The following is an 11,632-nucleotide window of genomic DNA, read 5'->3' on the forward strand; positions in this document are numbered from 1 at the left end:
AAATTGATATATAAGCATGTTTATTTAGTTTTGAGAAGTTTTAATGGTGATTATTCTAAATTGTTTGGAAAAAAATGAATGGAATAATAAATTGTAAAAAAAATAAGAGAAAAGTAGATAATAAATTATCTACTTGATTTTAACGGTTGTTTTTATTGTGTCTTTTTTGTAGGTCACTTGGACAGTGTATTTTTTACCTTTTTTGAGTTTTTTGATGACTTTTTTGTTTAATGTTTTTTGTGCAATACCTTTGGAATTGGTTTTCACCTTGTAGGTTTTGCCGTTGAATTTGAAGGTTATTTGTTTTCCTTTTTGGAGTTTGCCGTTGATTTTGAGGGTTGCTTTTAAGGTAAGTTTTTTGGCTGTCTTTTTGACTGTGACCTTTTTGGCTTTGAGCACCTGATTTACGGTTACAGTATTTTTAACTGATTTTCCATTGTATGTGGTTGTCATGGTGTACTTTTTAGGAACATCAGTTATTTTGATTTTGGCGATTCCGTTTTTGTCGGTTTTGACAGTTGTGGATTTTCCGTTGATTGTGAATTTGACGCTAACTCCGGAAGCAGCCACTTTACCGTCTTGTGAGACTATTTTGACTGAGAAGTATTTTCCTCCGTCATAGTCCACTTTAATGTTTTTGTTTTGTGTAATCTTGCAGGTGTTCGCATTAAGATTTACGGTTACCTTGTTACTGCAGGCCTGGCCGTTGCATTCGGTTGTCACTTCATAAGTGCCCAGAACATCAGTTATCCTGACTTTGGCGATTCCGTCATCATCGCTGAAAGCGGTTGTTGTTTTGCCGTTGATTGTGAACTTGACAGCGGCACCGACAACGGCGTGGCCATCGCCAGTCACTACATTGACGCTGAAGTAGGACTCCCCTCCGTAGTCAACTGAAATGTCACGATTGTTGATGATTTTGCTTGTGTCATTGACAGTAAAGACCTTCAGGCAGGCAATACATTCATCTTTATACATGTCGTTCCATTTGCCTCCGTAATATAGGAAGGAGAGATTTTCACCATAATGCGTTCTGGAATATTTCAAATTCACAACAGGCACTGCGTTTGAAGTAATGACTGCCTTGAACACATCCCCTTTTTTAACTGAAACATATTCGTTCAGCTTGATGGTATGGAATCCGTAAAATGGGGACACTCCATTCTGGATCAATTTCAACTCTTCGTTTACATATATCTCCACAGTGTAATTTACACCGCTTTGATTGAAGTAGGTTCCCACACCTGCAATCAAATCATCAGCAGCTGCTTCAAACTGATTGGCATAAATCATGGTGCCATTGACTCCATATTGCTCAGTGTAATCTACAAACTGGCCTGACCATGAGAAGTCGTGTTGGTAATTCTTGGTGTAGGCCACATCATTTTCAAGTATTACTGCAGCGGCATGACTGAAAACATTCGAATCTCCTAAAAATGACTTGTCATAATATGAAATGTAAAAGAACCCTTCTTCACCCCAACCGGTTCCCCAGCTGTTCTTGACTATCCATGCCCCATCGCCATCCGGCTTAATGAGGAAATTGTCTGCAGAAAAATCATCATCCCATCCGACTACTGAGATTTCATGGTTTGAAGTTAAGCTTTCATTGACATAATTTGCGAAAGTTTTAGGATTGTAGTATGGCTTATATGGATTCACATGATAACCTGCAACCAATGCACCGTATTTAAGGATTGCCTCTTTCATTTTGGAAGTTCCTGGCTCATCATTAGGAACCAAAATCATGTCCTGAATGTGGATGATATCCGAACTCGGCAGGAACTGTGAAAGCTTTCCGACCTCATCATAAGGGTCATTCTCTTCAAAAACAGGGCCAAACCAGTCCACAATATATGAAATGGACATTACATTATTTCCTCCTTCCTCGGCTACTTTAAAGCCATTAGGAGAATATTTCAACATTGTATGAATCAGGTTTGATTCTGAAAGGTTAAGGCTCACCCCATATTTCTTCAACATTGCGGATTCCACTACATTCATCGCTGCGAATGTCCAGCAGGCACCCAAATGTCCCTGATGCTTGACTGGAGTTACCCATCCCCAATCTCGCAAATCGAAGCGGGATGGAAGAGTTTCAACGTTTATGGTATTGTCAAGGGATATCCGCTCCTGTGCAACGGAATCGATGAATGTCTGATATGAGTAGGTCTGATTGGTGATAACGCTGTCATCGCCATAATCATTGCCATCCAAATTGACTTCATCACCATCAAAATCTGTGTATATCGCATTGGCGTTGTTGGCGAATGTGCAGTTTGTGATGTTATACTTCGAATCGCAGGCATACACTGCATTTCCAAGATATGCGGAGTTATTTATGAAACTGGAATTGGCCAGTTCCATGGTGCCTATGTCACAGTATATTGCGCCGCCATAGGCTGTATAATCCTCGGATAGGGATGCCACATTGGAATTGAATGTACAATTGTAGATGCTGCTTTTGGCGAATGAAAGATAAACTGCCCCTCCATTATAGGATGCCCTGCAGTTTGTGAAATCTGAATTGTTCATGAACAGTTTACCGCACAATTGAACATATGCTCCGCCAATCATGGACGATGAATTGACAAAGCTGCAATCAAGAATTGTGACATTGCAATCCTCGACTTCATAATCCATCATTATGGCCCCCGCATTTTTGGAGGATTTGGTGTTGATGAACTTGCAATCCCTCAGGTAAAGGTTGCCTTTCCCTTTCAAGCCAAATGCTCCTGCAGACATCTCGGCGCTTAAATTGATGAATCTTGAATTGGTTATTACAATATCTTCGCATTTTTCGAAGGATATGGCAGGGGAATAGATGGCGGATATGTTTATGAAGTTAGCCCCATCAATAGTGGCCGAGGAATCCTTTACCCAAATCTGACCGTATTTGTTAGATATGGATGATGTGAAGTTGGTGTTTTTGACATTCAACTCCCCATTCTGGATGAAAATGGCCGAACCCGATTCTGCGTGATTGTCAATGAACCTGGAATCATAGCAGTTGATCTTTCCACCATGATTTGCTATGGCTCCACCCTTATATGTAATATGGTCACTGAGGAATGTCATGTTATTGGCGATGAATGTGACATTTCTCAATGTCACCTCACCGGCAGAGTCTATGATTCCTCCAATTTCGGATTTTCCGTTCTTAAAAATCAGATTGCTAATTGTTACATTGTTTCCGGTTATGTTGAATATTCCTGATTGCCTGTTTCCATCAATTACATGGTTGTTTCCGTTTATTGTAAAATCGCTTTTGCTGATTTCAACATATCCCTTATCGCTTTCGCTGTTGAATGTGTAGTTGTCCTGGACATCAAAGGTGTCGTCTGATGCATTGATGTCAATTTCCAGTTCTGTGAATGTCTTCGGCGAGTCAGCAAGGTTTTGCTGGTCTTCAGTGCCGATTGTGTCGTTGGCGTCGCTGGCGTAGGCCGCACCAATGGAGAAGAGCAGCACCAGCAATACGCCCAGTATGATTTTTTTCATTTGTTTCACCTATTTTACCTTGACTGTTGTCTTTATTGTGTCCTTGAGGTAGGTCACCTTGACTGTGTATGTTTTACCTTTTTTAAGCTTGTTGATGACTTTTTTGTTTAATGTCTTTTGTGCAACTCCTTTTGCATTGGTTTTGACCTTGTAGGTTTTGCCATTTAATTTGAATGTTATCTTTTTGCCTTTAACCAGTTTGCCGTTGATTTTGAGTTTGGCTTTTAAGGTAAATTTCTTGGCTGTCTTTTTGACTGTGACTTTGCTTGTGGTTAAAACCTGTTTTACGGTGACTGTGTTTTTGACTGTTTTTCCGTTGTATGTGGTTTTGATGGTGTATTTTTTAGGAGTTTGTGTTATTTTGATTTTAGCGACACCTTTGCTGTTGGTTTTAACTGTTTTTGTCACGCCGTTGATGTTGAATTTTACGCTGGCACCTGCAACAGCTATTCCTTCCTCAGTTACAACATTGACGGAGAAGTATTTGCCTCCGTCATAGTCGACAGTAATGTTTTTGTTGTTGATGATTTTGCTGTCATCAGCGACAGTATAGACTTTCAAAACAGCAATTACGCCTTCGCTGTAGGAATCCATCCAAGGGGTTCCGTCGATAGAAACAAATGAAATATTGCTGGTATAATGCGTTCTCATAGTGTCAAGCCTCATGAATGGTATATTTTTTGTGGTTATTACTGCTTTGAAGACATCACCTTCTTTTACCGGTATGTATTCATTTAATTTGATGGTGTGGTAGCCCATATAGGGAGTCACTCCATTTTGAGTTAGTTTTAATTCATCGTTTACATAGATTTCAACAGTATAGTTATCGCCACCTTCCTGGAAGAATGTTCCGACAGCTGCAATCAGATCATCGTCCAATGCTTCAAATACATTCATATAGCTTGCAGTTTTTGCACCAGGTAAGAAACTGCCGTCCCATGCCACAACATATTGATAGTTTTTATTGTATGGAATGGTGTTTTCAATTATTACTGCAGTGGCATGCCCATTCAATTCGTCTGGGCCACATTGTACAAATGATTGGTCGTAATATGAAACATATAAATATCCATTTTCTCCCCAAGCAGGACCCCAGCTGTTTTTGACAATCCATGCACCGTCACCAGGAGGGGTAGCCAAGAACTTTTCTTTTGGGAAATTGTCATCCCATCCCACAACTGTAACAGCATGATTTTGCTGTGTAGGCACATCAACATATTGTGCATATGTTTCAGTATTATAATACAGGCTTACTTCATCGTATTGGGATTGTCCATAATAATTGACATTTATAGAGCCATATTTCATGATTGCTTCTTTAAGTTTTGTACCGTTAGGCACTTCATCATTAGCTATAAATATCACATCTTGAACATGAATGTCTTGAGTGGTTTTGATTACTGGTGAAATTTTACCCATTTCATCATATGAATCCAGATCTTCTGTAAATACTCCGAACCAACTCAACAGGTAGCTTGCTGCAACAGTGTTTATTCCGCCTTCAACCAAGTCCAAATCCCCATAAATTGAATACTTTATCATAGTGTCTTGCATGTTGTTTTCTGAAAGGTCAATTTTGAGGCCTGTGGCTTTTAATAATGCAGATTCTAAGGCACCTGTCATTCCAAATGTCCAGCAGGAACCCATCCAACCTTGAGCCCTAACTGGTGAAACCCAACCCCAGTCACGTGAATCGTATCTGGTCGGAAGAGTAGTGACATTGATAGTGTTGTTAATCAAGGTTAATTGCATGCCTTCCCCAACAATTATTGTTGCATAAAAGGTATTATTGGTTGAGATGTTGTTGTCATTGATGAAAATGTTTGTTTCGTCTATAATGGATTGTTTATCAAAAACTGAGTAAATAGGGTTTGTATTGTTTTCAAATATTGAATTGCTAATGGTGTATGCTGAATCATATGCATAAATTGAGGCTCCTGCACTTGCATTGTTATTGAAGAATTTAGAGTCAACAATATTATAGGTACCCATATCCAACAATATTGCACCACCATAGGTTGGATAACCTTCAATAACATCAACACTGTTTGAATCAAAAGTACAGTTATTAACTGTACCGTTTACATATGAAAGATATACTGATCCTCCGTTATAAGTTGCATGACCGTTTATGAATTCTGTATTGTTTAGGAATAAATCTCCACCTAATTGAAGTAATGCTCCACCAAAGTCAGAATATGTATCCTTAAAGACAGTATCAATTATTGTTAGATAACCACCCTCACCCTCTCCGGCAATATCTGCATAAACAGCACCTGCATTTTTAGAGGATGTAGTGTTTATAAATTCACAATTTTTGATATATATCTCACCGCCAGCTCTAACGCCTATTGCACCAGCAGTAATATCACCTCTCAAATTATAGAATTTAGAATTGATTATTGAAGTTGTAGTATTTCTAAGATACATTGCTGGTGAATAAGAAGAAGTAGAGTTAGCAAAAGTAGCATTTTCTATATTAATTACAGAATGCCTCAAAGCAGCAATTTGAGAATACTTATTGAAAATTTTTGAACTCAATTCCGCATTGTAAAGATTCAATTTACCCTTTTCCACATATATTGCTGAACCTGCTTCAGCATAATTATCAGTGAAATCCGTATTGTCACAGTTAAGAGTTACATTACCGTAAAGCCCTACAGCTCCCCCTTCTGTTTTCGCATAGTTGTTTATGAATGTGACATTGTTCAATGTTAAGGATCCGGTAGCATAGATTGCTCCGCCTTTTTCAGCGTTACCTCCGGTTAAAATCAGATTGCTTAATGTTACGTTGTTTGAGGTAATGTTGAATATTCTTGACTGGTTGTTTCCATCGATTGTGTGGCCGTTACCGTTAAGGACAAAGTTATCCTTGCCGATAACAATTCCGCTTTTGTCATCGGTTTCGTTGTTGAATTTGTAGTCGTGAGTTAAATCCACGACATCTTTACTATTTATTTCATCAGTCAGGTTGGTGAATGAATCATCGCTTGCTGTGTAGATGTCATTCTGAGCGGTTCCAAGGACATCCGAACTGTCGTCAGTTGTGATATCCTCCTGAACCGTTTGTAATATTCCTTTGCTGTCATTGCTTATTGTATTGTCGGTGATGCTTTCTGCTGCACAGACTGCCCCCACTGACATTATCAAAATAAGCATGACAATCAAAATTTTCAAAGCCTTCATAAATATCACATATCAATATATATTAAAAGTGGATATATAAGCATGTTTATTTAGTTTTGAGAAGTTTTAATGATGATTATTCTAATTGGTTTGGAAAAAATGAACGAAGTAATAAATTGTTAAAAAAAATAAGAGAAAAGTAGATAATAAATCATCTACTTAACTTTAACGGTTGTTTTTATGGTGTCTTTTTTGTAGGTCACTTTTACAGTGTATGTTTTACCTTTTTTGAGTTTGTTGATAACTTTTTTGTTCAATGTTTTTTGTGCAATACCATTAGAATTGGTTTTCACCTTGTAGGTTTTGCCATTGAACTTGAATGTTATCTGTTTTCCTTTAACCAACTTGCCATTGATTTTAAGTTTAGCTTTCAAGGTAAATTTCTTGGCTGTCTTTTTGACAGTTACCTTGCTGGCTGTAAGCACTTGTTTTACAGTAACGATATTTTTGTAGGTTTTGTTGTTGTATTTAGTTGTTATTGTGTATTTTTTAGGAATGTCGGTTATTTTTATTTTTGCTATTCCGTTTTTGTTGGTTGTTACTGTTTTTGTTTTCTTATTGATTGTGAAGGTGACTTTTGCACCTGAAAGGGCATGGCCGTCTGCGGTTGTAACTTTAACGGAGAAATATTTACCACCATCATAGTCAACTGAAATATTCTTATTGTCAATGATTATGGAATCATCAGCAACAGTATATGCCTTTATAACGCAGACTTGACTTTCCAAAGATGCATCTTTCCATTCACCATCTTGTAAGTAGAATGATGTGTTTGCAGGATAATGTAATCTTGATTGGGCATGCACTGGACCATTGTTTGATTTGATTTTAACAGTAAAGATATCTCCTTTTTTAACCGGAACAAAAGTGTCCAGTTGGATGGTATGGAATCCATAATATGGGGAAATACCGCTTTGTGTGTGTCTTAAAACATCATTGACATAGATTTCGACAGTGTATTCCGCACCACTTTGATTGAAGTATGTTCCAACACCTGCAATCAAATCATCATCAAATGCTTCATAGATGTTCTTGTATTCGTTTGAAACGTCTAAAAAGCCTAATGCGCCCATAACATTTACTTGGTAATTTTTATTATATGGGACAGTGTTGTTGAGTATAAATGCATATGATTCCATCGCAGTTGCAAATGTGGTATCATAATAGGAAATATAGTAATATCCATTGTCTCCAACGGTTTCTCCCCAACTGTTTTTGATAATCCATGCACCGTCACTAGGCGGTGTGATATAGAAGTTTTCTTTAGGATAGTTGTCATCCCATCCGATAAGTGCAACTCCATGGTTTGGACCAATATTATCTGGAACATATTGTGAAGATCCATTGACATACGGAAGGACATTTGTACCGTAATAAGCAATTCCTACTGCACCATATTTTAAAATAGCCTCTTTTAACAGGTCATTGTCTGTTGAATTTTTACGTGGAGGTATGATGATTAGGTCTTGGATATGAATGGCTGAAGTTGGTGCGATTATTGGTGAAACTTTTCCAAGTTGGTCATATACATCATAATCGGATGCAAATACACCAAACCAACCCAATGCATAACCACTACCGACAACTATGGCTCCGGCTTCAGTCATACCGTCTAAACCGTATCTGGAGTATTGTAGTCCCATATTCTGTATGTTGTTTTCTGAAAGACTCATTGAAATTCCTAAATATCTTAATATTGAAGATTCTAGTGCACCTGCAGTTGCAAACGCCCAACATGACAGCATATTTCCCTGGCTTTTGACAGGAGTAACCCAACCCCATTCACGTAAATCAAATTTAGAAGGGAGTGTGGCAACATCAATTGCATTATTTATTAATTCTATTTGCACTCCAGGAATGTCAACGATTGTTTCATAGAATTCATTGTTCAAACTTGTAGAATTATCTCTACTGTAATTGTTATTATTTAAGGTATTGATTGTCTTTTCAAATGCAGTATAAATATCCATATAAGTGCCATTTAAATCAGAATTATTGTCAAATGTATTGCTTTCAATATCATAATCAGAATCATACAGGTACATTGCCTGACCTGATTGCGCAAAGTTGTTGATTAACTTTGAATTATATAAATTTAATTCACAGACATCACCATAAATTGCACCACCGTAAGAATCACGTCCGACTACAGATCCAAATCCACCATTTTCATCGAATATTGAATTTGAAATAGTCATGATTGAATGAGATGTATATATTGCACCACCATCGAATAATACAACATTATTTGTAAAATTACAATCTTTTATGGTAATATTACCTCCTAATGCCATTATGGCTCCACCAAATCCGGAATTACAATCTGTGAAAGTGGAATTAGTAATTGATACAGGTTTAAACACAGTATCATAGGTATCAATAAATAATGCTCCTCCATTTTTTGAAGAGGAAACATTTACAAATGTACAATTTTCAATCACTGCATTTTCCCGTATTCCTTTTATTGCAACAGCACCCGCAGTAAAGTTGGCATATAAGTTGATGAATTTTGAATTCTTAATAATTGTTGATTTGTCTGACATGATTGCAGTAGAATACTGGGATGTTGTATTTGCAAATATGGAGTTTAGAACAGTAATTGTAGCACCAGATCTTCCATAGACAAATCCCCATACCAATTCTTTAGAACTGCTCATGAATACATTATTGAAAGTTGCAGTAGAATTGGCTATATATACTACTCCAAAACTATCACTAGTTGAATCCGTGATTTTACCATAGTTATTAGTATAGCTTGGACCATTTTCTGTAAAAACTACTCCCCGAACAGCAGTACAGTTATCAATGTTTACATAATTTGTTGTTAGTGAACCTGATGGAATAATGAATGCACTACCTGCCTGAGAGTTTGCATTGATTATGGTAAGGTTATTAACCGTTACATTTGTTCCCAAAATAACAAAAGCCCTAGCCTGATTATTTGCGTCAATTGTATGTCCTTCACCGTCAAGAACAAAATTGTCATTTCTAATAACGATTCCGCCCTCACTATCTGATGAACTGTTGAATTTATAGTCGGCATTCAATTTCAAATAGTTTCCTGTCGCATTTGTTATCTCTTCATTTAATTGAGAAAATGACTGTGGCGAATCGTCCACAGCAACGACATATTCTTGTGTACTTTCCAAAATATCCTGACTGTCATCATATTTAATATCTTCAGTAATGTTTTCTGCTGCACAGACAACCCCCACCGACATAATTAAAATAAGCATGACAATCATAATTTTTAAAGTTTTCATAATTATCACTATGAGTTAATTTATGAATAGTTATTTAAATATATATCATAGTTGATTTAAAAACTAGATATTCAAACTTTAACCATTACAAAATACAGTTTATTAACAAAAAAATTATATCATATATTATTCCTTACGAAATTATAATCATAAGCCCTTTCAGGAAAAAATGAATGTAAAATTACAGTCGGGATGCAGCTATTGATTCTGTTTATCCTGGCTGCTAGCTGGTAACAATAGCCCAGTCAATTATTACAATAGATGCCATTTATCTGATAAGTGATTTTTATGCCTCATAGCACAGGCACAATGTTCAGCAATCGACTTATCAATCATAGTTGTTATAGTGGTTGTTTTAGCAGGATGTACCATAGACCACAACACTGCTTCGGTCGTAGAATTCAACCAAACTTCATTGATTCTACTTGTTTTGCATGTTGTCATGCTTATTTTGACTATCATTTATTTGATGATAAGACCAAGATTGAACGTTAAAATGAGAAATCATAATCTTTTGAAATTAACTTCAGCGAATGTTAAAATAGTAATATCCTTTTTTAATAAAAAGAGAATTTATTTCAACCTAATTTTCTTTTTTTAAATTAATTCTCACAAAAATCTTAAAAAAATACAGAATGGAAATTATACAACTGAACACTTTATTTATGTTTTGATTTCAAAACAAAAGAAATTTTATCGAAATATTTATATTGATTGACAAATAAACATGGTAACAACTCTAATGAGTTTCAATTTTAAACAAAAATTAAAAAAAAAAGGTGATAAATATGGGCGTAGGAGACATAATAGGAGATGCTTTAGGATACCCATTTAGTAATATTAAAGCATTAGTTTTATATGCGGTTTTAGCTATAATCGCAGGAATTATCGGAGGTGCAACTTTAATTTCAAGTGCAGCTTCATTTTCTACAAAAGGTTTTGCCGGATTTGCTTTTAGCGGATTGGCTATTGTCGGAATTATTGTTTTTATTCTTGTACTGTTCTTAATTGAAGGATATGGTTTAGACATTATAAAATATGGTATTGAAAGAAGATCTGATAGTCCTGGAATAGACATCGGAAGACAAATCACAAATGCTGTTAAATTAATTATTGTCAGCATTGTATATTACATTATTCCTGCAATTCTTATTTTCATTTTAAGTCTTTTCCTCAGAGACTGGATTATGGTCATAATCAGCTTAATTTTAGTTATTTTATTTGCTTTGGCTAACTTTATGGCTAAATGTAGATTAGCAAAAACTGATAATTTAGGTGATGCTTTAGCTATTGGAGAAGCTATCGGAGACATTTCCAGAGTAGGATTTGGTAAAATCATTGCAACTGTTCTTGTTATTGTAGTTATCTTAGTAATCGTTGCATTTATCCTTGCATTAATTACTAATATGAATAATACCATTGGTGCTATTTTATTAGGTATTTTTTCAGTTTACTTTGTATTCTTCTACAATAGAGCTATTGGTTTGTTATACTCCGAAGCATAATCAAACCAATCTTTTTTTCTTTTTTTCTTTTTTTATGGGTGTCCGCCAAAATTGATTTTTGATTTTTTGTCAAAAAATTTTTTAGCTTAATTTTTATTATTTTTACTATATTCTTTTAAATTTTTATTTATTTTAATTTTTGTAGATTATTTATTTTTTAAATTGTTATTAGATTTC

General features: G+C 35.8%; 5 protein-coding genes. 2 read left to right on the forward strand and 3 right to left on the reverse strand.

Annotated elements, in window-relative coordinates; translation table 11 throughout:
* Nucleotides 1-129: 129 nt before the first annotated feature.
* The 3 genes from UIB65_RS04295 to UIB65_RS04305 all read right to left on the reverse strand — a co-directional run bounded on the left by UIB65_RS04295 (nt 130) and on the right by UIB65_RS04305 (nt 9,950).
* Nucleotides 130-3,501, reverse strand: coding sequence for a C1 family peptidase (locus tag UIB65_RS04295; RefSeq protein ID WP_330039886.1), 3,372 nt, complete (start codon nt 3,499-3,501; stop codon nt 130-132).
* A 9-nt stretch (nt 3,502-3,510) separates the two neighbouring features.
* Entirely contained in the window at nt 3,511-6,687 is a 3,177-nt protein-coding gene (locus tag UIB65_RS04300; protein WP_330039887.1) for a C1 family peptidase, read from the reverse strand.
* Between the two features lie 155 nt (nt 6,688-6,842).
* Nucleotides 6,843-9,950, reverse strand: a complete 3,108-nt coding sequence (locus UIB65_RS04305) for a C1 family peptidase (protein ID WP_330039888.1) — start codon at nt 9,948-9,950, stop codon at nt 6,843-6,845.
* A gap of 346 nt (nt 9,951-10,296) precedes the next feature.
* Here UIB65_RS04305 and UIB65_RS04310 point away from each other — a divergent pair, with 346 nt between their 5' ends.
* Together UIB65_RS04310 and UIB65_RS04315 are read left to right on the forward strand one after the other, a co-directional pair.
* Entirely contained in the window at nt 10,297-10,551 is a 255-nt protein-coding gene (locus tag UIB65_RS04310; RefSeq protein WP_330039889.1) for a hypothetical protein, read from the forward strand.
* A gap of 187 nt (nt 10,552-10,738) precedes the next feature.
* Nucleotides 10,739-11,455: a DUF4013 domain-containing protein gene (locus UIB65_RS04315; protein ID WP_330039890.1), complete on the forward strand. Its 717-nt coding sequence runs from the start codon at nt 10,739-10,741 to the stop codon at nt 11,453-11,455.
* Nucleotides 11,456-11,632 lie beyond the last annotated feature (177 nt).

Origin of the sequence: Methanobrevibacter sp., assembly GCF_036307625.1 — an archaeon.
Lineage (GTDB): Archaea > Methanobacteriota > Methanobacteria > Methanobacteriales > Methanobacteriaceae > Methanocatella.

What these genes read in the sequence shown, in the direction of transcription:
- UIB65_RS04295 (WP_330039886.1), bottom strand. Translation starts at nt 3,501, where the DNA reads ATGAAAAAAATCATACTGGGCGTATTGCTGGTGCTGCTCTTCTCCATT.
- UIB65_RS04300 (WP_330039887.1), bottom strand. Translation starts at nt 6,687, where the DNA reads ATGAAGGCTTTGAAAATTTTGATTGTCATGCTTATTTTGATAATGTCA.
- UIB65_RS04305 (WP_330039888.1), bottom strand. Translation starts at nt 9,950, where the DNA reads ATGAAAACTTTAAAAATTATGATTGTCATGCTTATTTTAATTATGTCG.
- UIB65_RS04315 (WP_330039890.1), top strand. Translation starts at nt 10,739, where the DNA reads ATGGGCGTAGGAGACATAATAGGAGATGCTTTAGGATACCCATTTAGT.